Raw genomic sequence first — 25,719 nt, 5'->3', positions numbered from 1 at the left:
AGGCACCCGGCCCGGCTAATCCTGCCGGGCCTCGATGTCTACCCGGAAAAGCCTGGGCAGTGCCCGGCGCGTGAGGGTCTTCAGCCAATCGTCACGCCGCCTCAGGTACTCACGCTGCAAGGCTTCGCCACGGTTCTTGTAGTCCTGCGTTGTCTCGCCCTCTAAAGGTTCATAGTCGAAAAATTCGCCAAATAGCTGGTCGTGCTCGCTGATATGGCTGTTCTTCAGAAACGTCTGCCAATGGCGGTTGCCCATCAAGATATTGTCCAGCCCTTGCGTCGTTTCGACGTGCAGGACAAGCCCGTGCATGGACTCGGCCGCCCCTGGCTCAAGCACCGTCGGCGGTATGTCGTCAAGAAACAGCGGAGGCAGGTGAAGCTCGCCGAGCTGGCAGACGTAGGCCCGAAAGCGCCCCTCCGGATTCTGGACGTTCTGTCTGTGCACCTCATTGTGCAAGGTGAAAAAGCGGAACTCTCCCCGGGCCAGCACAAAGGTCATCAGCTCCGTCTCACTCGCCTCGGTCTGGCGACGGGCGAACGCATAAAACGCCTCCAGCTCCAGTTGCCGGAAAATCTCAAAGGCCGACGAGTCCCCCAGCCGACCGTAGTGGACGATATCGAATAGCCGGTTACGCAACTCCCGATCCTGTGCCCCCAAAGAGAAGAGGTACTCCATATGCCTGACCAGGTCGTCGCGAATCGCATCCTTGCTCTCCAGATACAACTCGGGAAGCTTGGCCAACTCGCTGAAAAACCCCAGGAACTCATCCCCCGAGGCGTCGGACAAGCTCCGCCAGGCCTGCGTAAGCGCCTCGTCGAGGCCCGCCGAATGCCCCCCCAGCCACAGATCGAGCCCCCCCAGTTCAGGCACATCAAAACCGAAACGGCTAGTGGGATGACTCAGTTTGAAATATTGAAGGCGGCACCGCGTATTGCCTGAAAGCGGGTTGTTGGTCAGCGCCACCGCTACCGGTTCAGCATCCTCTGCCCTGGCGGCCGCGAACCCGGTGAGGACCCGTCCCGAAATATCCCGAATGCGGTTATCGCTCAAGTCGGCAAAGACCAGTTGGCGCAGTTGCTCGATTCCCTCAGGCAAGGTTTCTATCCGGGTATTGTGCAGATCCAGCTTTCTCAACAAATGCAGCTCGTCGAGATCGGGTGGATGCCCCAGCGGATTATCACTCAGGTCCAGATGAACCAGTTCGCTCATGCCAGCCAGGCGCCGATGACCGCCCCGGGGAAAGACAATGCGGTTATGCGCCAGCTTGAGCCGGCGCAGCTCGCGCATCGAGCCTTCCAATGCAGGAAAATCGGACAGACGATTGTAGGATAAATCCAGCTCTTGCAACGACACGAACTGGCGCAGGAACTGTTCGAGAAACACTGGCGCCTCGATCTGCATACTGCGCATCGACAAGCGCGTGACGTGGGAAAAGTCGGCCACTCGGGGAAATAACGGAAAGCGACTGACCTCCAGACGGTCCAGGCTCAGCAAGTAACCGGCTTCCCCACTGTTTTGTGCGGGGGCGCGCAAGGTTTCCCGGCGCCAACACTGCTTGATGCGTTTGGCAAACTGATACAAATGCGCCCGTGATTCAGCGTTATACCTCGTCTGGCGCCAGCGCTTGAGATCGCCTCGGAGTGCGTCCAGCTCCCGAACCCGTTGACGGATCACCCCGTCACGACTGGCGAAATCCTCGCCCAGCAGCGCCAACTGCCGAGACGCTTCGGCATAGGAATAGCCCGAATACAGGCCTCTGAAACGTTTCAATTGCCGATTGTGCCGCCCTTCACCACCGCTCAACTCATAGCCGATCCGGCCATCGGCCAGACGCCGGGGCGGCACGAAACCGGGGATCTCGGGGCGCATGCCCAACAAGCGCTTCGCCCGCCCACGGTCAGCGACCGCCGCACCGGCCAGGTCTCGCCGCAACTGGCTGGCAAACCCGCTGGGGACCAGCGCCCTGCGCGCGGGCTCCGGCAACGCGGCCACTATCGAGGGAATCAGGTTGCGACTCACCGGATGCAGGCCACGACCCTGACCGGCGGCAGGCGCGTAGCCTTCGGCGGACTTGACGATCACTGCCCGCTGGGACGCATCGGCACTGCCCAGGCTGTCGAGCAGCGTCCCCGAGGCCGAGGTCTCGCGGATCTCGATACGCAGGTCGGCCGGCCATCCCGGCAGATGTTCGAGCAGATGCAAGGCCAGCCGGTCGTTGTCGCCATTGATCAGGCTGTCGACCTGAAACCCTTCCAGCGCCCGAGCGAGCCGGACATCCTGAATCCACCAGCGCGCCTCTTGCCCCAGCGCCAGGGGCAGCTTGCCGGTTTCCATCTCGCGGATCTGCGGGTCATCGGCCTGCTCGACGATCTCCCGGGCCAGCGGCTCCGGCAGGCTGGGGAAAAGCCGACGAATCAGCGCGGTCGACGGATCGCTGTCAGGCGCCCGGGCCCGCTCAAGCGCATTGCCCAGCAGGCTCTTGAGTGCCCGGGTGTCCTCGCGGTTTTTTTCACCCAGCGCCTGCACACGGCTCGCTTCATCCCGTTCGCTGTCACCGAAGAGTGCGAGGCGTTCCTGATCGTTCAACTGTTCGAGCGCCCGGCTCAGCACCTTGTCGAGCTGGCCGGTGCTACCCAGCCGATCGAGGCTGTCGCCGACCCGCACATGACTGTCCACCCGCTGCAGCGTATCCATCAGCAGGCCCGGCGCCCGCGAACGGGTCACATGCACCTTGCGCAACTGGTTCTCGCTGACATCACAGATCGCCATCAGTTGTCGCGCCAGCTCATCGGATTGCGCCGCCGCCCGCTCACCCAGCCGCCGAAACAGCTTCAGCCCTTCCCATTCCAGCGGCTGCTCCTGCTCATGCCACCAGGCACCGGCGCCGTTGTGCTCCAGCTCAAGCCGGTAAGCTCCGGGCAAGCGCGGATGCTCGATGCCCCAGTCGTCGAAAACCGGATGCCGGTCGACCTCGAACAGCCCGTCATCCAGGGGCAGCCAGGTCTTGTCCTGCCAGCGATACAGCCCCAGCGAATCGGGTTCCAGCTCGGCAGGCAGGTCGACGGGTTGCCGGTAGGCGAGCGCCGAATCGTTCCAGGGCCGTATATCACCGTCCTCGGTGCGCCGGTCCGTCAGGGCGTCCCCCGCGTCGCGGCGCAATCGCCCGGCATTGTCCGCTGTCGCATCGTTGATCCCCAGGCGGATCTGATCATCACGGTTCAACGCGCGGTTGAACACCTTGTAGAAGTTGTCATCGCCCGCCGGGACCGTGCGCTCATCCTGGCTGAGCGTATCGAATACCGCATAACGTCCCTGCCCGTGATGGCGCAGCAGCACCTGCCTGCCCGCCGGGTCGGCGGCCACCGGCGCCACGGGTTGCCCCGGCCGGACCTCGGTAATCTCCAGGGTCATCCCGAGTTTTTGCCCGAGCAGCGCCGCCATGCCTTCACGGGCCCAGGCATCTGTCGACGCATTCCAGGCCCGGCGGTGATAGATGCCATCGAGCGCCTGCTCCAGGCTCAGGCTTCTGGCTGCTTGCGCGAGCCCATGGCGAGGGCCTTCGGGCAACAGGCCCGAGGTCATGAACCCGGCCCGTTCGGCGCTCGACAATGGCTGGCTGCGCCACCACTCGGCAACCCGCGCGGGGGACAGGTCCGGATGCAGGGTCAGGGTCTGTTCGAGCAAGGCCGGTCGCGGCGTGCTCGCCACCGGAAGAAACCTGCGCAGACCCGGCGCCAATTCCGACCGCTCGGACTTCAGCCGCCCCGGATAACGGCTCAGGGCTTCGAACAAGTGGACTCTTTCACGAATGACAAGATCAACCACCCGCCGCCGGAGGATAACGGCCCTGCTCGAAAACGCCTGGTTGGGCGCAACGGGCCGGCTTATCGCCGCATCGCTCGGCAACAGCCCAAGAATCAACCCCACCGGCCCCAGATCGTGATCGGCGATGGCCTCCGGCGCAGCGTGATCCACATACCCGCCATCCGCCAGACGGCGTATCGAAACATGCAGGTCATGTTCGGCCAGGGTGTCTTTTTTCCCGTAGGCCTCCAGCAGAGCGCCTTCCTGGTCATGAATACTCAGGGCCAGCTCGTCCGGCCAGTCCGGCAATTGCGTCAGCGCCGAGAACAGTGCCCGATCCGCCTCCTCGGGCAACGGCAGCCGCGACACCAATGGCGCGCTCAAGGCCTGCAGGGCGCGGTCGGTGTTATGCCGCTTGATGGTGTCGACCAGCGCGGCCGGCGCCGGCTCGCCCGCCCAGACCCGCTGCAGGGTGTGCGAGCGGCTCCCGCTGATCCGGCTCAAGCGGGTCAGCTCCTGGCCGGTCAAGGGCCCGCCGGGCAGCAGTCGCTCGCCCAGTTGGCTCAGGGTCGGCGGCTCGGGGTTGTCCAGTGCCAGTTGCCAACGCTGCAGGTCCTGGTCGAAGTTCACCGCCGGGCGGAATACGTTGGGGTCCGGATGCATCAGGGTGTATTGCCCGGAGACGGGATCGTGGGCCAGCTCGAATGCCCGCCGTTCGCCCTCCACCAGAAATTCGCCGTATGGCTTGCCTTCCCGTTCGATCACCCCGGAGGCCCGCACCGCTTCGCCATGCAGCAGACCGATTTTCACGCTGACATAACGGTCCAGCCGGGAAGCCCAGAGGGTATGCTTGCCCGCCACCTGGACCCGGTGCACGGCACCCAGGCAACGCTGCAGTTCGCGGTGACGGCGCATCGACCACTTCACCGCGTTGCGATGAAGGCCCGCGCTGATCAACAGATTGCCGATATCGATGACCGACTGGGCCAGTTGCTCCGGACGCCCTTTCGCCGCTTCCGTCAGGCCCTGGATAAAGTTGTAGCCCAGGCTCCCGAACAGGGCGATCTGCACCACCCGCCCCATGCCGCGCAGCCCGCCCGGCACCGGCAACAGCAACAGGCCGAGCACTTCATCGAGGACCGCACTGGCACCTTCGATAAATGCGCGCCAATCCTGAACCGAGCGTTCGACCGCCAGTTCGTTGAGGTTCTGCTGGTCACGTTGTCGGTAGTAGTCTCTCAATGCCTGCGCGGGCGTGGTCGTCAGCTCCAGGTACTTCCACTGGAGTGTTTCGAGCAGCGGCGCCGGAAAAGCCCAATGGAAGGCATCGTAGAGCCCGCCGGTCACGGCGTTCAGCCCTTCCGGGCGTGGATGCTCGGTGACGATATCGCGCACCACGGCCTGCTGCTTGATACTCAACGGCGCCAGGAACCAGTTGAGGCGCTTTTGCCCATTGTCGTCCTTGAGCTGCTGCTTGAACTCGGTCTCGAACGTTGACCTGTCGCAGTGATAACGCAACGCCCCGCCCAGGCGGTTCGGGTAGTAACTGAAAACACCGTCGAAGCGCTCGATTTCGAAGGTGAACAACGGCAGTTCGAGAAAACTGGAGATCACGTCGCTCTCGCCGAAAAGCGCCTTGCCCAGTTGATAGGAGAGGTTGACCTTTTTCAGAATGGCCACGACTTCGTTGTCCGGGAGCCGGATCGATACGGCATTCACCGTCACGCTGTCCGGGGCGCTCCATAAAGCATGGCGCAGGACAGTGAAGGGCGCGTTGGTGACCCCGGTGGCGGCGCCATTGCGATAGGCCTCGTAGGGATGGAACAGGATCTCGGCCCAGGCCATCTGCTCCAGATGCTGGCCCAGCACGCCCCCCTCGCCCAGCGCCTTGTCCACGCGCGCCTTGAGATCGCGCCCGAAATCCAGGTCGCGGGCGATTTTCACGAAGTCGTGAATCGGCATCATGCTGACCTGGTTGATTTCATGGGGCGGAAAGCCCCATCGATAGCCGGGGCCGGGCCGCTCGTTGATCCAGCTGGCACGCACCTGGTTGGAGCTGAACAGATCGCCGAAACCGAAGTTGAAGCAGGCCGCCTGCCAGAGCGACAAACTGTAGACATGGGCCAACGGTGCGTTGGAGTCGTAGGCCCGCTTGTTGCGTTGGCCGGGTACCCAACCGCTCTCCTTGAACTCCATGTGCAGGGTATGGATGTAGGTCTTGCGGGGGTCCAGGTCGCGCCCGGTGCTTTCGCGCAAGGCGTCGCGAAGGTGCTTGAGCCCGTCCTGCTCGAAGGCGCTGCCGAGCTTGCGATTCTCGGCTTCGACGGCCTCGGTCATTTTGCCGAGGTAGCGAAACGCGCTGGCATAGGTCAGCCGCTCGACCTCGTTCAGCGGCCCCATCGCCGCGGCGGAAACGGACTGCAGATGATTGCCGATGTCCGCGAATCGCCAACTCTTGCGTGAGTGCACAAAACGTTGCTGCTCCTCGATAAGCGATTGGGTCTCAAGCTCGACGGCAGGGTCGGGAAGGGGGTGGGAAGCGTCCATGGTTGCTCTTTTCATTGCTGGAAAAGCCCAGCCTAGTCCTCCCTCCCCGGGCAACGGTTCTAACTAAATACGACAGCGGCAGTCCCCATCAATGCGCTGATCGTGAGCGTGTCGATCCGGGCGTTACGCTCCTGCTCGGACAACGACTGGAAATCCTGCTCGTAGGCCCGCTCCAGAAACCTGCGCCAGGCAATATCCGACCTCAGGTAACGATGCAGGCCCAGCGGCGCCGTCGACGCCGTTTCCAGACGCAGGATATGGTCGACCATGGCCTCGAGCTGAGCGTCGCTCAACACCACCTGCTCCGTGTAGAAGCGACCGTTGAACAGGTCGGGTAATTCCAGCCGTTTGTCCAGCAACTCCCAATAAGCCCGGTAGACACCGGGGTCGGCGGCCTTGTCCCGTAGCACCTGCAAGCGGAACTTGCCTTTGAGCAAGCGCAGCAGCCGGGCCTGGGCCGTGGCTTGGTCGACCTCGCTCAAGGCCTGGCGACAGAGCACCGCGAACTCCAGTTCATTGAACACCTGCAGCCTGCCCGCCCCCTCGGCCACCAGCACCAGTTGCCGGACAAACAGTTGTTCGCAAAAGTCCGCACTTTCAGCCGCGGCTTCGAGCACCCGCCAGACACGCCGAGTCAGGTTTCTGCGCGCGGCGGAAAACAGCGGGTCATAGAAGGTCGCCAAGGCACTCAATTGCTCCAGGAAGTCGAAGAAGGCGTCGGCGTCCGGATCGTCCCGGACCCGTTGCCAGATCAGGTTCTGCGCCTCGCTGCGCTCCACGGCCGAGCCCCAGGCTTCGATACCGACAGGCCCTGAAAGCTCGTCAACGGGCAGCCCGAACGTAATGCCCTCGCTTTTTTGTTTCTGGGCCTCGACCGATAGCTTGGCCAGCGCATCCTGCTCCAGCGGATTGCCCTCCAGATGCACGCCACGCTTGAGCAGTGGCGAAGCCGAGAGCAAGGCATTGGGTACTTGGCGAATCCGGTTATGGGCCAGATTCAAGTAGGCCAGGTGCTTGAGAAAAACCGTACCCGAAGGCCATGAATCCAGGCCGGTCCGGCTCAGGTTCAGTGACTGCAAGCCGGACAGGGTAGAAAAATCGGGTAACAACCGCAGTGGATTGCCGCGCAGATTCAGAAACTTCAAACGGTGCAGCCCTGCCAGTTGCAAGGCCGCCGACTCGTTCAGGACAATCAGGTTTTCCTCCAGATCGAGTTCCTCCAGCGCCTTCATCTCGCCAATCTCATGGGGCAGACGCTTCAGGCCGGTGCTATACAGGCGCAGGTGCTTCAAGGCAGGAAACGCGCACAGGAACGCATTCACATAGCTGATATCCAGGTTCATGTCGCGTATCAGCAGTTGGGTCACGTGCCTGAACGACACGTTGAGTTTCGGCATCTGCTCGACCATAAAACCTTCGAGCAGCAACAGGCCCCCCAGGAGATTGCGACTTTCCCAGCGCCAGCAACGCCGGATCCTCGACGCCATGGCGATGCGCATCCTGATGTTCACGTCCCGTGCCGTTCCGTTCGCGCCTTGCGGGGCATCGACCCAGGTCACCAACTCGCGCTTCAAGGTGTCGTAGTCGCGTTCCAACGCCTCGACCATCGCCCGTTGCTCCACGCTTGTGCTGCCCGACTCGCGCAGCAAGTCGAACAACTCCTGGTGGGTGGCGCCGCGATAGAGTTTTTTCAACCGGCCAAACAACGCCACCCCCGGCAGGTTCCTGCCGCGCCCGCTCATCGCGATGCCAATCTGACCGCTTCGCTGGCGCACCAGACGGCGCGGCAGTGAGGCCCAGGGCGGAGCGGGACGCAAGCCGAGCCGTTGGCGCAGTTCGGCGCGCTGGCGGGTCGCCTGCTGGCTGATCAGGGTTTTCAACAATGCCTCCGGTCCTTGCACGCCCCCCCAGGGCAAGCGCTCGGGCAGGTCCTGGACCACTCGGGACAAGGCCAGGAGCAGGTCGCTTTGTGCCGTTGCGCGCCGGGAAACCTGCTCGCCCTCGACGATAAACGACTCATAACCGTCGGGCCGCTTGACCACCACTCGCCGCTTGTCGATATCGGCGCTGCCGCTGCTCTCAAGCAGCGGACCGTCGACGCCCGTCTCGCGGATTTCGATCCGGGCATTATCCGGCCAACCCGGCAGTGCCTTGAGCACCGTCAACAAGACCTGGTCGCTACGGGCGTTGCTCAGCGCGTCGGGGCTCAAGCCCATAAGGGCCTGGCCGAGAATGGCTTCCTCGCACCACCAGCGAGCCTCTTCGGCCAACGCCAACGGTAGGCGTTGCGAGTCGGTGAGCAGCTTGCGTTGCCAGGATTCGCTGTGTTCCAGCATCTCCTCGGCCACCCCGACAGGCAGGTCGGGAAAGGCCTGTGCCAACTGACTCGTCAAAGGCTCCGCGGTCCGGCTGCGCTGACGCGACAACCCCTCGGCCAGCGCCTGCCTGACCCGTCGCGGATCACTCGCCAGGCGACGCAGCAAGTAGCCGACCAACTGGTTTCCCGACAGGCCCGGATCGAGGGCCAGCCACAGATCATCCGCGGCGCTGAGACCATTGAGCGCCGTTTTGAACAGCGCCGGCAGTTCCGCCGAGCGCCAGGTCAACGAGGCGATATGCTGCTCGATATCCAGGTGATCCCTGAAACGCTGCATGACCGACAGCAGAAAGGCCGGAGGTCGTTGATTGCAGAAAATCGTCTGCCGCAACTGGCTGTCGGATGCATCGCTCACCGCCAGTATCTGTCGGGCAACCGTCTCGGAAAACGACGCCGCCTGCCCGCCCAGGCGCCGAAAGGCGGTCAGGCCATCCCACCCCAGCGGGTCTTCGAACTCGTGCCACCAGGCACTGGCGCCGTTATGTTCCAGGCGCGGTGTACAGGCCCCCGGCAGAGCGGCGGGGTTGATCCGCCAATCCTCAGACAAGCCGGTATGTTCAATACGGTAAAGACCGCCCTCAAGGGACAGGTAGGTGTTACCGCCCTGTCGGTAGAGACCGGCTGCATCGGGGCTCAGGGTTGACGGCAGGACGACCGCCTCCCGGCAATGCTCGATCGGCAGCAAGATACGCCCGTCAGCCGCCCGCCGGCGCTCCAGGACATTGGCGAGCAGGGTTCGCAGGGCCTTCACATCGGTCGCCGAAGTGACACCCAACTGGCTCAGCTCATGGGGTTTGAACAGCGCCGCCAGGGCGAGGTAGAAGCTGTCGTGAGTCGGGCTCGTGCTGACCCGTGGGCACAGGGCCGTTCCCAATTGTTCGCGGACCAGCAACTCACCGGCCAGTTGCAACCACTGATCGGTGTCGCGGTTAAATGACCGGGCCTGATGGATCCCGTCCAGCGCCCGGCCCAGGCGGGTCATGGCTTGCGCATCGGCCAACGCCCGGGCATGGGCGCCGGACAATTCGCCGTGCTCCAGCAGCCGTTGGCGCTGAAGCGGCTCCAAGGGCATACGCCGTAGATATTCGGCGATGCGCGCCAGCGACAGCGCGGGGTACAAGGCGTGGAGCTTGAGCACCAGCGACGGCAGGGACGGCGCGACCAGCGACAGGTAATGGCGGGCGGGTGCCCGCGAGGCGGAGCGGTCCATGCCGTCGTGGGCGACAAGCATCTCGAACAACGCCTGGCGTTCAAGCCGGGCCAGGGCGTTGACCTGCTGGCGTATCGCCTTGTTCCACTGGCGACGGACAAAGGGCTGGAAGTCGCCCTTGAGCGGGCAACCGTCGGGCAACAGGCCGAGGATCAGTGCCTGTACCCCCTCTTCATGGGCGAGACCGTCGGGAAGCAGCAGTGGATCGGCCGGCTGCTCGACATACCCGCCCTCTTCCAGGCGCCGAATCGCCACCCGGTGCTCGAAGTCGGTTGGCCGCTCCTGGCGGCCATGGACCGCCAGCAACTCGCCCCCGGGCCCGTGGATAAACAACCCGGTGGTTTCGGGCCAATCGGACAAGCGTGGCAGCAGGCAGAACAGCACACGCTCGGCATCCGCCGGCAAGCTCAGCCGCGCATCACGGCTGCCGATCAACGCATCGAGGCCCGCGTCGATCTGTCGGCGGCGCTCGGCCTCGACCAGCGATGCCGGCGGCAACCCGCCCGCCCAGACCTCTTCCAGCGCCTCACGGCGAACACCGCTGATGGTCAACAGCGTCTCGGCCTGTTCGGCATTCCCCTGGACCATCATCCGTTCCAGCCAACGGGCATCGCTCAGGGTATGGCTGTCATCCAGGTCCGGCTTCCAGCATCGTTCTTGCCGGTCATAGCGCATGGCCGGACGAAATCCCGACGGATCGGGCGCGACCGCCACATAACGCTTGAGCACCGCATCGTATTCCAGCCTGACCTGAATCGATCCGCCGGGCTCGCGCACCTCGCCGAACAGTACCCCGCCCTCCTCGAAAAGCCCGCGCTCATCGGCGACAAAGCGTTCCCGCAGCCCTCGCACGGAAACCCCATAGCCGCTCAGGTCGACCTTCCACAGCCGGGGCGGTCCCTGGGCCGCCGTCACCTTGCGCCAACGCCCGACCTCCAGGGACAACGCCTGCAGCCGCCGCTCCAGGACCTGTCCGGCATAACCGAGCGCCGCCCCGGTCAGGATCGCCATGCCGACGCTGGCCAGCGCTTGCCCCAGCGCCTTGGGGCGCCCCTGGAAAGTCGCCAGGATGCCATCGGCCAATTCCACGCCCAACTGGGCGAACATGGTCACCGCGAGTATCCGCCCCAGGATCCCGAAACCGCCCGGCACCGGCAGCATCAGGACATTGAGCAGCAGGTGCATAACTTCAAGGAAGCCCTCCTTGACGGCTTGCAGATCGTGTTCGGTCTTGGAGACCGCGATCGCTTCGGTATTCAAGCGAAAACGCCAGGCATAGAACTCGGCCAAGGCCTGGCCGGGGCTGAAATCGGCAAGCGTATCGCCATACACGAAAGCCAGGTCCTCAACCCCGCCCCCCGACCAGATCCACTTGTAGAGGTCCTCGAAGGTCGACATCCAGGTGAGGCGCCTGGGCTTGGGGTGATCCTTGAGCCATTGCCAGAACTGATGCTGCTGCTTGAACGCCAGCGACGAGATCAACCAGCCCAATTGCCCGCTGCTGTCTTTTTCCAGTTGCGCCTTGAAGTCCTGCTCGAACGCCGCTCTTGAATCGTGGTAACGCAAGGCTCCCCCGGGACGGTCGACGCAATAGCTGTAAAGACCCGACTGGCCCGACACCTCGAAGACTTGCAGGGGCAGATAGATCAGTTCCAGGGGCTCGTGCTCGACCTCGAACAGATGCAGCAACGCGCTTTCGACGGACTCCAGCACCCGGTCCAGGCGCGCCTGCAGGCCGCCGGTCAGGCGCAGCGCGACATAGGCGCCCTTGAGTCGGGGACGCGCCGTCGCCAGTTCGTCCCGCAAGGCGACGAAGGCGCCATAGCTCAGGCCGGTGAGGGCCGGCTGCCGGGCCGCTTCATACACACCGAAGTGAATCTGCGCATGAGCAAACGCCAGTATCGACTGATACAACCGCCCTTCCACGGCCATGGCCCGCGCCACATGGGGCTTGAGCACGGCGCCCAGATTGAGCTCGCGGACAATCCGGACAAACACCTCCGTCGCCAGCAGCCAGCGTCGATCGGAGATATCGACCTTTTTGTCATGGGAAATCCAGCGCCGCTTGAGGTTGGCGTAGCTGGAATCGGAGAAGGCGAAATTCAGGCACGCGGCCTGCCACAAGGTCATGGTCGAGACCGTGACCGTGCCGATGCGCCGCTCGAACGACTCCACCTGCACCGGCGGGCCTTCACCCACGGGCTGCCGGACAGCCGCCGCCGAATCGATCACGGTGTGCAGATAGGTGGTCTGCGGGTCGAGGTCCAGGCCCGAGGCTTCCTGCAGGCGTTCGCGCAGCTTGGCCAGACCGGCCTTTTCGAAGGTGTCGACCACCTTGTGGCTCTCCTCGTCGAGGGTCGCCCGGGCCTCCATCAACCGGCGATAGCTGCCCAGCCAGGTGCGCTGTTCGGCTTCATGCAGCGGCCCCATGGCCGCCTTGAACGAAATCGCCAGTTGCTCGACGACCTGCTGTCGCGCCCAGCTTTCCTCGCTGTGCAGCAGGTCGCCGTCGCGCTGCATGAACCCCGCCAACAAGGGATCGTCGACCTCGGCGGGAGGCGGAGGCTCATCCCCCGGGTCGACAGCGGTGCCTGGTTCAACTGATCGGTTCATGGCCTGTCCTTCCTGATACGCCGTGGAAAGCGTCAGGTTATCGGGCCATGGAGCGGCGGCTGATCTACATAAATCTGCTGTCCGTCAGGCCATCCTGGCCGACGTCGGCTGCGGCACGGCCCTTGGCTTGCGGAACACCAGCACGTTGCCCGCCATCACCGCCACCAGCCCGAGCAGGGCCGGCGCGCTCCAGTGATACCCCTCGGCATAGGCCGAGACATTCAGCGCCACCAGCGGAAACAGCACCGTGCAGTAGGCCGCGCGCTCCGGGCCCATGCGCCCGACCAGGGTCAGGTAGGCGGTGAAGCCGATCACCGAGCCCGGAATCACCAGGTACAGCAAGGAGCCGATATAGCGGGTGTTCCATTCCATCGCGAACGGGATGCCCTGGACCAGGCAGTAGACCGCCAGCATCGTCGCGCCGTAGAGCATGCCCCAGGCGTTGGTGGTCAGCGGCTTGAGCCCGGCCTTCTGCTGCAGGCTGGACAACAGGTTGCCGGCCGAGAAAAACAGCGTGCCGAGCAAGGCCAACCCCAGGCCCAGCAGGGTGTGCGGGCCGGCAGTGTGCCCGGAGAGTTCCGGCCAGAACAGCAAACCGAGTCCGAGCAGGCCAAGAGCGCCGCCCATCAGCACATTGCGGGCAATCTTCTGCTTGAAGAACACCCGGGCATTGAGGGCATTCCACAAGGTCGCGGTGGAAAACACCACCGCCACCAGGCCGCTGGGCACCCACTGGCTGGCGGTGAGGAAACACATGAAGTTCAGGCAGAACAGGCACAGTCCCTGGGCCAGGCAGATCAGGTGACCGCGGCGGTTCATCGGTTGCAGGCGGCGACTGAGCAGCAGCAGGACGAACAGCACCAGCGCCGCCAGGCCGAAGCGATAGACGATGGAAACCGGAATCGCCACCACCCCCAGTTGCAGTTTCAGGGCGATCCAGGTGGTGCCCCAGATCAATACGGTCAGCAGGTAGAGAAACAGGTTCATGCGGCAGACTCCAGAAGACAGGCTTCAGTGTCTGCGGACAAGCCGCTCCCGCGCTTGCAAAAACTTGCGCTTTTATCGGCCCGCGACTGCCAGGGCATTACGCGACGGAGTAGGATGCAAGGCGTTGGAGAACAGACCATGCCCGCACTGGATACCCTACAAGTCTTTCAAGCCCTGAACCGCTCGCCCCATTCGCGCCTGGAGCACAGCGCGGAGCTCGGTGACGGTTTGGCCGCGGCGTTGTGGAGCAACCACCACGACGCCCAGGACTACGAGGCGCCCGGTCATCACACCCTGTCCTGCTACATTGCCGGCGGTACCGGGACCTTTCGCCGTGACCGCCCGGACACCAAGGGCGGCCCGGACAAGCTGTGTATCCTGCCCGCCGAACATCAGTCCGGTTGGGTGATCAACGGCAGTATTCGCCTGGCTCACCTGTATTTCAGCCCGGAACAGTTTGCGCTCGGTTGTGTGACGCTGTTGGACCGTGAGCCCCGTGAGCTGCAGTTGCAGGAACATACTTTTCTGGATGACCCGCAGCAGGCCCTGCGCTTTCGCCAACTGATCAGCCTGGACTGGGATGAACCGGGAGAGCGCCTGCTCAGCAGCAGCCTGGCCCATGAGTTGCTCGGCCATACGTTGCTCAATCAGGTGGGGATGCGCCAGGGCTTGCGATTGAAAGGCGGTTTGGCGGCGCATCAGCGACGGCTGTTGGTGGAGTGCATCGACAGCCGCTTGGACCAGCCGTTGAGCCTGGGTGAGTTGGCCGGGTTGTGCGCGCTGTCGGAATACCACTTTGCGCGGATGTTTCGTACCAGCTTCGGCTTGCCGCCCCATCAATATGTACTGGCGCGGCGCCTGGAGCGGGCGCGGCTGCTGTTGCGCGGTAGCGGGCAGCCGCTCGGGGAGATTGCCCTGGCGTGCGGGTTTGCCAGTGCCAGTCATTTCGCCAATCGGTTTCGCCAGGTGCTGGGCGCAACGCCCGGCGAGTACCGGCAAGCCTTCGCGCACTAAAGCCGAACACCGCCCCTGTGGCAACCCCATTCCGGTAGGAGCAGGGCTTGCCCGCGAAGAGGCCCCTGAGATCGCCAAAAGCTTCGCGGGCAAGCCCTGCTCCTACAGGTTATGCGGCGTTTTCAAGATCCCGTTTCTTCACTCAGCCTTGTTGGCCAACGCCGTCACCACCTGGTCCTCCACCGCCTTGACCTGCCGTCCACCTACCAGATAGTTGTTGCTCAGCATGGCGAACACCAGCAGCCGCCCATCACGGCTGGTGACATAACCGGCCAGCGACGACACACCGCCCATGCTGCCGGTCTTGGCATGCAGGTTGTTCGCCGCCGCCGTACCATGCAGGCGTTTGCGCAGGGTGCCGCCGATCATCCGCTCGGAATTACCGGCAACCGGCAACGCCGCATACCAGGCCTGGAACCAGGGGCGACTGCGCGCCACCAGCAGCAAATCGCTGAGGGTCTGCGCCGACACCTGGTTACGCCGTGACAAACCGGAACCATCGAACTGCAGCAACTGCGCCGAAGCTACCCCGTGCCCCTGCAGGAATCCGTTGACCGCCGCCACACCCGCCGCCGCCGTGCCCTCATGGGCGGTCTTGCGGCCCATGGACTTGAGCAGGATCTCCGCCATATTGTTGTTCGACAACTTGAGCAGCGGCGGCATCAGCTCCGCGAGGACCGGCGACTGGTGCTCGACCAGCGGCTGCGCCGCGGCCGGCGTGGCGACACCCAGCAAGCTGCCGCCTTCCACCGCGATCCCCTGCTGGAGCAGGGCGCTGCGGAACAGATCGGCCACCAGCCCGGTCGGCTCCCAGACGCTGACCTGGGCGATACGCTCCGCGCCCTTGGGCAGCGCGCCGTCAATGCGCAGCAGGTTGCCGCCATGGCCACGACTGACCACCAGCGGACCGCCACGGCCGGTCGTGGCCCGGTTGAGCACGTTCATGTAGTGGTTGGCCGGAGTGAAGCTGACCCGCACCGGCTGGCGTGGCGAGCTACCGGCGCGCACATTGACCAGGATCGAGCCGACATCGAGGTCCGCGTTCGGCGACACGCTCAGCGCGGAAATCTGCGCCGCAAAATACTGTTGCTCATCATCGGCGGACCAATCGACCCCCAACCGTTCGTGGTCGAAGGCGGTGTCATCGAGGATCAGCCGTCCGCGTACCCGCGTGATGCCTTTACGCGCCAGCCCGGCTGCCAGGGCCTGGTAGTCTTCCTGGCGCATGCTCGGGTCACCCGTGCCGCGCAGGTACAGGTCGCCGTTCAGCACGTTGCCTTGCTGCACACCGCTGCTCAACAGGGTGGTGGAAAACCGATAATCGGCACCGAGGATTTCCATCGCCGCCGCCGTGGTCACCAGCTTCAGGCTGGAAGCCGGAATCAGGCGGAATTGCGGGTTGTATTCACACACCAGTTTGCCGCTGTTCGCCTCGCGCACCACCAGCGAAGTCGTCGCGCCTTGCAACGCCGGCGCGCGCAATACGCTGTCGAGCCCGGCGCAAAAGGCCGAGCGTGGCAACGGCAATGGTAACTGCGCTGCTTGCAGGACCACCGTCCGGGCCGGCTCGGGAGCCTTCGGCGCCTTGCTCGAACAGGCCGCCAACAGTACGCATAACGCCAACGCGACGCCCTTGCCCATGAAACCCTGTACCGAATTCATCTTCCGCCTCGAACTCAACCAATAAACACACAATAGCCGCTACCCGCGACTCATCACTCAGGAGGCACGTAAGAACAAGGTACTTAGCGAGTCAACGGGGGAATTATGCGGGAACACCGTCCCCGGAATCCATGCGTGGCGATTCGTTTTCCGGGGACAGGGTTTGTGGTTCAGGGCGCCAGGGTGGTGACGGAAAAGCTGTTGGCGTGAAACAGTGGATCGGCCTTGGCTTCGCCCTTGGCGGTCGCCGGCAGGGTGAAGTCCATGGCGGGCAGGTAGACCTTGCCGCTCAGCGGGTCGAACGCCATGTTGTAGGCCATCGGCAAGGTGCTGACGCTACCCAGCGTACGGTAGTGATCGAGGTCCGTCTGTTCCACCAGCGTCAGGTTGGCGTCCACCCCGCTGGGGATGATCAGCCGATGTTGCCGGGCATCCCAGGCCAGGGCGTTGACGTCCCGGGTGATCGGCAGGCTGGCCTTGACCGCGCCGCTCTCCAGGTCGGCCACGATCAGCCGGGGCTGCTCGCCACGACAGGCGACGAACAGGCGCTGTCCGGGCTTGTCCTCGGCCAGGGCGCTGGGTTTGGGGCAACCCTCGAAGCTCCAGCTGTCGAGCACTTCGAAGGTGCTGGCGGAAAACCGCGCCACCTTGCCTTCGTCGCGCATCGGCAGGAAGAAACTGCCATCGCCCTTGACCAGCAACGGGTCGATCTTCTTCACGTCCAGTTCATGGGCGGCGGTGATCTTTTCCTGTTGCGGGTCGAAGACAAACAGCGTCGAACGATCCGCTCGCCGGCCGCTGACGACAATCACCTGGCCGGTATGTGGCTCGTACACCGCGCTGTTGAGGTTGCTCTGGGCCACGGGAATACGCTTGAGCAGCTTGAGGCTCGACAGCTCCACCACGCCGAGGCTGCCGTCGGTGTTGAGCACGAACACGCGATTGCGTTCGGGCACGAACACCACGGCGTTGGCCCCTGCCGAATGCTCGAGGGTTTTCACCAGGCGCTGTCTGGCCACGTCGAACACGCTCAGGCCGTTTTCCCGCCGGGCCAGAAACAGATAGGGCCGGGTCGGGTCAAGGGCGGCGAAGCCCCAGCTATCGCCGGAGCCGGGCAAGGTGACTTGATGTTCACGCTGGTACAGGCGCCCGTCCCCGGGTGCCGCCGCCAGGGCGGTGGCACTCAGGCTCAGGGCCAGCAGGACTGCACTGATTCGTTTCATCAAAACTCCAGGGTGCTGGAGACAGACACCTGGCGCGCATCCCCCATGGAGACGAACAGCTGGCTGACCGCCGAGGTGTAGTAGACCTTGTTGAACAGGTTCTTCACGTTGAGCTGGAACTTGACCTTCTGCCCTTCGAGCTTGGTGTCGTAGGTGGCGAAGGCATCGGCCACGGTGTAGCCCGGCAGATCGAAGGTGTTGGCCGCATCCCCGGTGCGATGACCGACATAACGCGCGCCGGCGCCGGCCCGCAGTTTGTCGCCACCGCCCATGATCGAACCGAAGTCGTAGACCGCCGACAGCGACCCGGCATTCTTCGCCACGTTCTGCAGGCGGTTGCCCTGGTAATTGGCGTCCTTGGTGACCTGGGCATCGGTGTAGGCGTAGCTGCCGATCAGGCTCCAGCGATCGCTCAACTGACCGCTGGCATCCAGTTCCAAGCCGCGCGAACGCACCTGGCCGGCAATGCTGTACTGGGTGGTCAGGCCGTCGGCGACGGACACCAGCACGTTGCGCTTGTGGATATCGTAGATCGCCGCCGTGGCGGTGATGCGCCCTGGAATATCCAGCTTGGTGCCGATTTCCCAGGCCTTGGATTGTTCCGGTTCAAGGGAGCCGTCCAGCACCAGGCGGGTATTGCTGGTCACCGCCAACGGGGCGATGGTGGAGTTGGGCTTGAAGGATTCGGTGTAGCTGCCATAGAACGACAGCTCGTCAGTGTAGCGATACACCAGGCCGGCGCGCGGCACGAACTTCTCGCCATTGCCGTTGGTGTTGACCTGGAACGGCCGGCCCTTGCCCGCGAACTGGTCATACATCTGGTAGCGACCGCCGGCGACCAGGATCCACTGGTCGTTGAGGTGGATCGAGTCCTGGGCGAACAGCGAGTCGCTGCGCAACAGGTCGGTCTGGTCGCTGTCCTTGGGGCTGACGGTGGAGCCCGGGACTTCGCGTCCGTAGATCGGGTCCAGGTAGCTGAAGGTGTTCAGCGGGCTCTGGCGGATCAGGTCGGAGCGGTAGATCTTGCGGTACTCGTCGTCCATGCCGAACACCAGGTCATGCTGCATGCCGGCCACATCGACCTTGCCTTCGAGGCTGGCGGTGGTGAAGCGGTCGGTGGTCAGAGCGCCTTTTGTCCCGTCCATGCTGCGCACCAGGGTGCCGTTGGCCGGGTTGACCGAAACCACCCGGACCTGGCTGGCATCGTAGGTTTCGCGGTTCCAGCTGTAGCCGAGGTGCGCTTTCCAGCTGTCGTTCAGGTCGTGGTCGGCTTCGAAATGGACCAGGTCGGAACGGCCTTCCATGTTGTTGAACGGCTCGTCCAGCCGACGATCCTTGGGAATCGCCAGCGGGTGGTTGGTCCGTGGATCGATGGCCGTGCCGCGGTCGAACGGGGTCAGGAACTCGCGGTGTTCGTAGGACAGCAGCAGCTTGGTGGTCTCGCCGAACCAGGCCAGGGACGGGGCGATCAGGGTTTCGCGGTGGGCACCGAAGTCGCGCCAGTAATCTTCGTCTTCACGGTCGAGGACCATGCGATAGGCCAGCCCGGAATCGCCGAGGGCACCGGTGCTGTCGAGGCTGCCGCCACTGCCGTTCTTGCCGGCACCGTAGGTCGAGCCGCGCAGGGTCACGGCGTTGTACTGCTCCAACTGGGGTTTCTTGCTGACCAGGTTGACCACACCGCCCGGGTCCTGGATGCCGTAGAGCAGGGAGGCCGGGCCCTTGAGCACTTCGACCCGATCGGTGGTGGCGTTCAGCGCGCGGCCCTGCACCAGCGGCATGCCGTCCTGCATGATCGAACCGTTACGGTTGTCGCCGAAGCCACGAATCATCACCGCGTCCTGGGTGCTACCGAGGGTGTTGGCCTGGGTAATGCCGCTGATGTTGTTCAGCGCGTCATCAAGGTTGCGCGGGGTCTGGTCACGCAGGACCTGGGCCGAGACCACGTTGATGGTCTGCGGGATTTCCTGCAGCGAGGCGCTGGAACGGGCCACCGAGGTGACCTGTGGCGGCTGGTAGCTGGTGGTGGACGCCTGCGGGGTGCCGTTGATGGTGGTGGCGCCGAGGTTCAGGGCGCCCTGGGTCGGCAAGGGTTCGAGGGCCAGGGTGTGGTCGTCGGTGCGGCGGAAGGTGAAACCGGAGTTGCTCAGCAGCTGTTGCATGGCCTGCTCGGCGCTCATCTGCCCGTTGATCGCCGGGGCCTGGTGACCGTAGGCGGCTTCGTCGGTGTAGACCACGCTCAGGCCGGTCACCCGACTGAAGTCGTTCAGGGCCTGGGGCAGCGGTTTGGCGGCAATGGAGAAGGTGAACTGCGCGCTGTGCTGCGCCGCGGACTCGGCTGCCAGGGCCACGCCCAAGGGCAGCAAGGCCAACCCCGATACCGCCAGCGCCGACGCGCCGAACCACCGCTTGACCGAACTGCCTGCCACCGATTTTGCCCTGGACTTCATGTGTGCCTGACCCATACGTAGAGAAATCATTAATGCGAATGAATCGCACTTTCAACCACTACACGGATGGGCTTCGCGTTTACCTCACCTTTATTTTGAAAATATTTTCCCGGGTCAGCGCAAGACGATGACCCGACCCAGCAGACTGTGCTGTTCAAAGCCCAGCACGCCTTGCAACGAATCGAGCACCGCCCGCGGATCCTTGTTCGGAAAACTGCCGCTGATCCGCCGTGCCGCCAGGCTGTCGTTGAATACCAGGATCCGTCCCGGGTAATACCGGCCCAGGTCCTGGACCACCTCGGCGACGCTGGCTTTCGAATAGTTCAGCCAACCCTGGCGCCAAGCCAGCAACGGGTCGCTGTCCACCGGATGCAGTAGCTGCGCCGAACCATCGACATAGGCCACCTGCTGGTTGGCGCCGAGAATCTGTTGCGGCGCGCCCGCACTCGCGCGAACCCCGACCCGTCCGGACAACACCGTCACCCGCGCACCGCCCGGTTGCAGACGCACTTCGAACTGCGTGCCGAGCACCCGCGCCTCGCCGCCCTGCGCATCCACCACAAAGGGCTCGCCGGTATGGGTCACCTGGAAAAACGCCGAGCCGCGACGCAGCCGGACATGCCGTTCGCCCGCGCTGAAATCCACGGAGATCGCACTGTCGGTGTCCAGGGTGACTTCGGAATGATCGGCCAGGGTCACCGTACGCACCTGCCCCGGCACCGACACATAGTCGGCGCCGAGGTCGTCGAGCCAACGACCGGGCTCGAAACCCAGGCCCATGGACACTGTCAGCAGCAGGCAGGCGGCCATGGCCAGGCCCGCCGACCAGCGCCAGCGCGTTGCCGGCTTGGGCCGGTCCATGGCCGCGAGCAGACCTTGCAAGGCCACGGCCTCTTCTTTGGCCAAGGTACTCGCCGGCACTTCGCTCAGTTCCCAGAGCACCTGGGCCTGGGCATAGGCCTCGACATGGGCCGGATCGGCTTGCAGCCAGAGACTGAAGCGCGCCTGGTCACCCCGGCTCGGTTGATTGTGCAACAGGCTGAGCCAGGCCAGGGCGGCCTGTTCCTGGTCGGGTGTCACGGCAATGCTGGAAGAATGGATCACGATGCTTTCCCTGGCAGACGTGTGGCGGATGGTACTCGATGCCCGGCCGAAGGCTCTCGCAGACTGGCCTTGCAAGCCTCAAGGGCACGCATCATGTGTTTTTCCACGGCACTTTGCGAGAGGCCCATGACCTTGGCGATCTCGGTGTACTTGCGACCATGGATCCGGTTGAGCAGGAAAATCTGCCGGGTGCGCTCCGGCAGGCTGCGCAGCGCCGCCTCGACATGACGCAGATCGTTACCGGCCTCCAGGGCCGCCTCGGGCTCGCAGCCCTGGTTATCCTGCTGCTCGGGCAGCCAGCCTTCATTGACCCGCACGCGAACACCCTCGCTACGCAAATGGTCGATGGCAATGTTGCCGGCGCAGCGCAGCAGGTAGGTGCTCAACTCCTCCACCTGCACCAGGGGCCGACGCCAGAAACGCAGGAACAGGTCCTGGACCAGATCCGCCGCCGTCGCCCGACAACCGACCCGGCGACTGACCAGCGCCTCCATCTGCGAACGCTGGGACAGGAACACTTGCAGGAAGTGCGCGCGACCGGTGCGCAACTCGGTCGCCTCGGCATCCGGGTTCTCGGGGGGGCGCAGGGCCAGGTTCATCACGACACTCCCAGCAACAGTCAGCCGCCGAGCAGCAGTAGGCCAGCGGAAAGGACGCCAATATTAATGATAAAAATTCTCATACGCAAAAACATCCGACGAGCCGTGGTGGCACAAGGACATTTACCGGTGGCTATCCGAACGGATAGTCATGCTGAAAAAAACTGGAGGATGGGCCGAATGCTGGGCTAATTTCGGGCGGTCGACGGTTGCCGTCCCAGCACGGGCCGCCGACCCGTCTCGGGTTCTCATACGTGGAGGAGTCCCCGGGCCGGTCTTACTTGATCGTCCAACACACGGCCTCTTCAGCCAGGCAGTCGAGGGGAATGCCGTCCGCTAACCGAGCAGGGAGCTTCCATGAACAACACGCCGTTCAATCTCAACAAACATATTGCCGAATATCATTACGACTACGTCACGGTCCTTGACGACATCGTCCCCCCCGCGTTGTGCGACACCTTGAAAGAACGGGTCGAGCGCACCATCGAACAAGGTCGGGTCAAGCTGGTCAACCACCAGGGACTGGGCACCCGCGAGGTGTCCGATGCCGGCGGGCAATACCTGCACTACATCTTCCAGGGCCAGGATGTGCGCGATCACTTGTCGGAACTGACGGCGATCTATCACTCGTTGCTGCCGCTGGTCAGCCTGGTCACCAGCCAGGCTGCGATTGTCTCGCCCCACAGCCGCTCGGACATCAATATCAAGGTCTACCCCGAAGGCGGCGGGACCTTGGGCGAGCACTACGACACCAACGCGATCACCGTGCTGTTGTTCCTCACCAGCAACCGCGAAGCCCCGCTGCGCATGCAGATTCCCCGGGCCCATCCGAGCAAGCCGGAACCCTGGATCGAACACCGGCATATTTACGCCAAGGCCGGTTCGGTGCTGGTCATGAAGGGCCGGGAAATCCTCCATGACTGCGAACCGACGGTGACGGAAAAGAAGATCACCGTGGTCCTGAACTACTACACCCGGGATGACGTATGGCGTCCGGAAAAATTCGATGCCTTCGTCTATGACGGCGTCGATCCGGAGATCGCCGCCTGAACCTCGTCCACGTCCTTGTCGTCGCCATTGCGGCGGCAAGGACGCCCTCCCCGCCGCCATCAACAGGACCTCGAATCCCCATGAAATTTCAACCGCTGGACCTGGCCCTCGGGCTATTGGTCACGATTATCTGGGGCAGCAACTTCTCGGTGATCGAACTGGGCCTTGAGCAACTGGACCCGTTTCTGCTCACCGCCCTGCGCTTTACCTGCTGCGCCCTGCCCCTGGTGTTCTTCATGAAACGACCGGCGGGCGTCAGTCTCGCCGCCATCGCCGGTTACGGCCTGCTGTTCGGCGTCGGGCTCTGGTGGGTGGTGAACTACGCCATGCACCTGGGACTGACCCCGGGCCTGGCCTCGCTGATCCTGCAATTCAGCGCCTTCTTCACGATCTTCCTCAGCGCCTGGCTGCTCAAGGAAAAAATCGCCGGGCCGCAGATCGCCGGGGTGATCCTCGCCAGCCTCGGTTTGCTGTCGATCATTCACTTCACCGAAGGCCAGGCGGTGCTCACCGGCACCGTGCTGGTGCTGCTGGCAGCCCTGAGCTGGAGCGCCTGCAACCTGATCGTCAAGCAGACCCGCCCCGGCGATATGGTCGCCTTTATCGTCTGGTCCAGCCTGTTCGCGGCACCGCCGCTGTTTCTCATGACCTGGCTGGCCAAGGGCAGTGCACCGTTTTATCAACTGGGCACGAACCTGACACCTGCGGCGATCTTTTCGGTGCTGTTCCAGGCCTATGTCACCACGCTGTTCGGCTACCGGGTGTGGAACAACCTGATGAAGAAATACCCATCGTCCATGGTCGCGCCGTTGTCGCTGATGGTGCCGATTTCCGGTGTCACCACTTCGTGGCTGATGTTCGACGAAAGCATCGGGCCCTATAAGCTGGCCTCGATCGTGGTGATCCTGCTGGGCATTGCGCTGTTTATCAATGCCGCGCTGATTGCCAGCTGGCTGCAGGCCAGGGCCGAACGTCAGGTCGACGAGCCGCTGGGCTGAGCGTTGTAGCCCAGAACGAAAACGGGCCTGCAAATGCAGGCCCGTTATGGTCAGTGTTGAAGATCAGCCGTTAGCGGCCAGCCGCACACGTTCTTTCTCTTCGAACTCCTCTTCCAGCAGTGCGTCTCCCAGGTCGCGGCGCTCGCCCTTGATGGCGGTCGCGCGTTTGGCTTGCAGTTTGCCGAACAGATGCTCCAGTGCATGTTCCAGTTTGGTGGCCGCGCCATCGATCGCCTGTTCCAGCGTATCGGCTTTATGGGTGACCGAAATCGGTTGATGGCCTTTTGGCCGCGCTTCCATCTGGCAGCGCATATCGTGGGGACCCGGCTTGTCGCCGTTCTCGTCCGCCAGGTGAACTTCGACCCGTGTCAGGTCTTCTTCATAACGTTCGAGCGCGGTCTCTACGCTCGTCCGGACCCACTCCTCCAGTCGAATGCTGCTTTGAATATGGTTATCACTATTGACTTGGATTTGCATAGTTATTCCCTTATTTCAGCTAGCTAGTAAGAGACTCGTCGGCAGCGCCTGAAGGCGTGCTGAACATGACCTCTTGATGACAGAGTTGGGCAGTTGGAAAAACAATTCAACCCCTTTGAAAAGATAAATAATTATCCGACGAAATAGCCGGACAAGCCGGTAAAGCGCTGTTAATGTCGGGAGTTGGGTCGAGTCGCTTTCCTGTCATTTCCTGCAACAACCTTCCTGAAAAAGCCCCACTACAAGCTCGGCCAAAACGCCTTGAAGCAGCGGACATCCTTGTCCGGCACTCGAACACATCAAGCCTCGCGCAACCCTGGCACCACCTTGCGTTCACGGGTGTAGCTCAGCACGAAATGCGCCACCAGGCCGAAGATCAATCCCCAGAACGCCGCCGCCAGACCCAGGTAGCTCATGCCCGATGCGGTTACCAGAAAGGTGATCAGCGCCGCTTCCCGCTGTTTCTCCTCGGCCATGGCCCCCGTGAGCCCGGCGCTGATCGCGCCGAACAACGCCAGCCCGGCCAGGGACGCGATCAGCTCCTTGGGCAAGGCGCCGAATACCGAGGCCAGGGTCGCGCCGAAGGTGCCCATCAGGATGTAGAAAACCCCGCAGGCGATGCCGGCGATATAACGCTTGTCGCGGTTTTCGTGGGCCTCGCGACCGGTGCAGATGGCCGCCGTGATCGCCGCCAGATTGAGGCCATGGGCACCAAACGGCGCCAGCAACACCGCGCCAATGGCCGTCAGCGAAATCATCGGCCGGGCCGGCTGGGTATAACCGGCGGTGCGCAACACGGCCATGCCCGGCACGTGCTGGCCGGTCAGGGTCACCAGGGCCAGCGGCAGGCCGATATTGATGATCGCGTGCCAGCTCCACTCGGGCGCGGTGAAGATCGGATGGGCCACCGCCACGGTGATCGCCCCCTGGTTCAACTCGCCCATCAGCGCGGCGAAACCACAGCCGACGATCAACACCGAGAGAATCGCGTAGCGCGGCGAAAAGCGCTTGCACACCAGGTAGACGGCGATCATCGACAACACCAGCGCCGGTTGCAGGCGGATCGAGGTGAATAGCTCGGCACCGAAGCGAAACAGGATCCCCGCCAGCATCGCCGCGGCAATCGCCTTGGGCAGGCGGCTCATCAACTTGTCGAAGGCCCCCGACAGCCCGACCACGAGGATGATGACCGACGCCACCACATAGGCGCCGATCGCTTCGGCGAATGACACCGTCGGCAGCATCGATACCAGCAGCGCCGCACCGGGGGTCGACCAGGCGGTGATCACCGGGATCCGCAGGCGCCAGCTCAACAGCAGGCCGGTGACGCCACTGCCGATGGAAATCGCCCAGATCCACGACGACACCTGGTCGACGGACAGATGGGCCTGGGACGCCGCCTGGAACACGATGATCAACGGGCCGGCGTAGGAAATGACCACGGCGATAAAACCGGCGATCACCGCGGATAACGAAAAGTCCTGTCTGAGGCTGCTCATAAGCGTCGGTACCTGGAGGTGGAAGTCATTGAGTCGATTAATGCGCATATAACCGCATAAATTGATTCGATTCAATAGAATCAATTTGAATTCATACACCCTGTG

General features: G+C 63.5%; 13 protein-coding genes. 3 read left to right on the top strand and 10 right to left on the bottom strand.

Annotated elements, in window-relative coordinates; all coding sequences use genetic code 11:
* Positions 1–15: 15 nt before the first annotated feature.
* From M5B42_RS19970 to M5B42_RS19960, 3 genes are all read right to left on the bottom strand, one after another.
* The gene (locus tag M5B42_RS19970) at positions 16–6,351 is read right to left on the bottom strand and encodes a leucine-rich repeat domain-containing protein (RefSeq protein WP_248746802.1); all 6,336 of its coding nucleotides are present in this window, start codon (positions 6,349–6,351) and stop codon (positions 16–18) included.
* Positions 6,352–6,410: 59 nt separating this feature from the next.
* Positions 6,411–12,551 (bottom strand): NEL-type E3 ubiquitin ligase domain-containing protein, encoded by a 6,141-nt coding sequence (locus M5B42_RS19965; RefSeq protein ID WP_248746801.1) that lies wholly within the window; start codon positions 12,549–12,551, stop codon positions 6,411–6,413.
* A gap of 84 nt (positions 12,552–12,635) precedes the next feature.
* Positions 12,636–13,538, bottom strand: coding sequence for a DMT family transporter (locus tag M5B42_RS19960; protein WP_248746800.1), 903 nt, complete (start codon positions 13,536–13,538; stop codon positions 12,636–12,638).
* A 138-nt stretch (positions 13,539–13,676) separates the two neighbouring features.
* Between M5B42_RS19960 and M5B42_RS19955 the strand changes: the two genes are divergently transcribed.
* Complete coding sequence (locus tag M5B42_RS19955; RefSeq protein WP_103496594.1) at positions 13,677–14,552, top strand: AraC family transcriptional regulator; 876 nt, start codon at positions 13,677–13,679, stop codon at positions 14,550–14,552.
* A 138-nt stretch (positions 14,553–14,690) separates the two neighbouring features.
* Here the strand turns inward: M5B42_RS19955 and dacB are convergent, their stop codons facing one another.
* The 5 genes from dacB to M5B42_RS19930 form a co-directional block, all read right to left on the bottom strand.
* On the bottom strand, positions 14,691–16,214 hold the full coding sequence (gene dacB, locus M5B42_RS19950; RefSeq protein ID WP_248746799.1) for a D-alanyl-D-alanine carboxypeptidase/D-alanyl-D-alanine-endopeptidase: 1,524 nt from the start codon (positions 16,212–16,214) through the stop codon (positions 14,691–14,693).
* A gap of 170 nt (positions 16,215–16,384) precedes the next feature.
* Positions 16,385–17,437, bottom strand: a complete 1,053-nt coding sequence (locus tag M5B42_RS19945) for a hypothetical protein (protein WP_248746798.1) — start codon at positions 17,435–17,437, stop codon at positions 16,385–16,387.
* Complete coding sequence (locus M5B42_RS19940) at positions 17,437–19,887, bottom strand: TonB-dependent receptor (RefSeq protein ID WP_248746797.1); 2,451 nt, start codon at positions 19,885–19,887, stop codon at positions 17,437–17,439. Before M5B42_RS19940 ends, M5B42_RS19945 begins: the two co-directional genes overlap by 1 nt.
* 114 nt (positions 19,888–20,001) lie before the next feature.
* Positions 20,002–20,991: a FecR family protein gene (locus M5B42_RS19935; RefSeq protein WP_248746796.1), complete on the bottom strand. Its 990-nt coding sequence runs from the start codon at positions 20,989–20,991 to the stop codon at positions 20,002–20,004.
* Positions 20,988–21,590: an RNA polymerase sigma factor gene (locus M5B42_RS19930; RefSeq protein WP_248746795.1), complete on the bottom strand. Its 603-nt coding sequence runs from the start codon at positions 21,588–21,590 to the stop codon at positions 20,988–20,990. The genes M5B42_RS19935 and M5B42_RS19930 overlap by 4 nt, the downstream gene beginning before the upstream one ends.
* A gap of 357 nt (positions 21,591–21,947) precedes the next feature.
* Between M5B42_RS19930 and M5B42_RS19925 the strand changes: the two genes are divergently transcribed.
* Positions 21,948–22,640, top strand: coding sequence for a hypothetical protein (locus M5B42_RS19925; protein WP_248746794.1), 693 nt, complete (start codon positions 21,948–21,950; stop codon positions 22,638–22,640).
* An 80-nt stretch (positions 22,641–22,720) separates the two neighbouring features.
* Positions 22,721–23,638 (top strand): EamA family transporter, encoded by a 918-nt coding sequence (locus M5B42_RS19920; RefSeq protein ID WP_248746793.1) that lies wholly within the window; start codon positions 22,721–22,723, stop codon positions 23,636–23,638.
* A 63-nt stretch (positions 23,639–23,701) separates the two neighbouring features.
* Here M5B42_RS19920 and M5B42_RS19915 read toward each other — a convergent pair whose 3' ends face one another.
* Together M5B42_RS19915 and M5B42_RS19910 are read right to left on the bottom strand one after the other, a co-directional pair.
* Positions 23,702–24,115, bottom strand: a complete 414-nt coding sequence (locus M5B42_RS19915) for an HPF/RaiA family ribosome-associated protein (RefSeq protein WP_103496590.1) — start codon at positions 24,113–24,115, stop codon at positions 23,702–23,704.
* Positions 24,116–24,414: 299 nt separating this feature from the next.
* Positions 24,415–25,614 (bottom strand): benzoate/H(+) symporter BenE family transporter, encoded by a 1,200-nt coding sequence (locus M5B42_RS19910; protein ID WP_248746792.1) that lies wholly within the window; start codon positions 25,612–25,614, stop codon positions 24,415–24,417.
* Between the last annotated feature and the right edge of the window lie 105 nt (positions 25,615–25,719).

The sequence above is a fragment of the Pseudomonas sp. MWU12-2037 genome, from assembly GCF_023242345.1.
Lineage (GTDB): Bacteria > Pseudomonadota > Gammaproteobacteria > Pseudomonadales > Pseudomonadaceae > Aquipseudomonas > Aquipseudomonas gingeri_D.
Note: the sequence above shows the minus strand (reverse complement) of the source record. Positions and strands in the feature narration are given on the sequence as shown.

Bases quoted from the DNA above. Each gene is read 5' to 3' on its own strand.
- M5B42_RS19940 (WP_248746797.1), bottom strand. From the start codon at position 19,887: ATGAAGTCCAGGGCAAAATCGGTGGCAGGCAGTTCGGTCAAGCGGTGG.
- M5B42_RS19945 (WP_248746798.1), bottom strand. From the start codon at position 17,437: ATGAAACGAATCAGTGCAGTCCTGCTGGCCCTGAGCCTGAGTGCCACC.
- M5B42_RS19930 (WP_248746795.1), bottom strand. From the start codon at position 21,590: ATGAACCTGGCCCTGCGCCCCCCCGAGAACCCGGATGCCGAGGCGACC.
- M5B42_RS19915 (WP_103496590.1), bottom strand. From the start codon at position 24,115: ATGCAAATCCAAGTCAATAGTGATAACCATATTCAAAGCAGCATTCGA.
- M5B42_RS19965 (WP_248746801.1), bottom strand. From the start codon at position 12,551: ATGAACCGATCAGTTGAACCAGGCACCGCTGTCGACCCGGGGGATGAG.
- M5B42_RS19970 (WP_248746802.1), bottom strand. From the start codon at position 6,351: ATGGACGCTTCCCACCCCCTTCCCGACCCTGCCGTCGAGCTTGAGACC.
- dacB (WP_248746799.1), bottom strand. From the start codon at position 16,214: ATGAATTCGGTACAGGGTTTCATGGGCAAGGGCGTCGCGTTGGCGTTA.
- M5B42_RS19910 (WP_248746792.1), bottom strand. From the start codon at position 25,614: ATGAGCAGCCTCAGACAGGACTTTTCGTTATCCGCGGTGATCGCCGGT.
- M5B42_RS19920 (WP_248746793.1), top strand. From the start codon at position 22,721: ATGAAATTTCAACCGCTGGACCTGGCCCTCGGGCTATTGGTCACGATT.
- M5B42_RS19960 (WP_248746800.1), bottom strand. From the start codon at position 13,538: ATGAACCTGTTTCTCTACCTGCTGACCGTATTGATCTGGGGCACCACC.
- M5B42_RS19955 (WP_103496594.1), top strand. From the start codon at position 13,677: ATGCCCGCACTGGATACCCTACAAGTCTTTCAAGCCCTGAACCGCTCG.
- M5B42_RS19925 (WP_248746794.1), top strand. From the start codon at position 21,948: ATGAACAACACGCCGTTCAATCTCAACAAACATATTGCCGAATATCAT.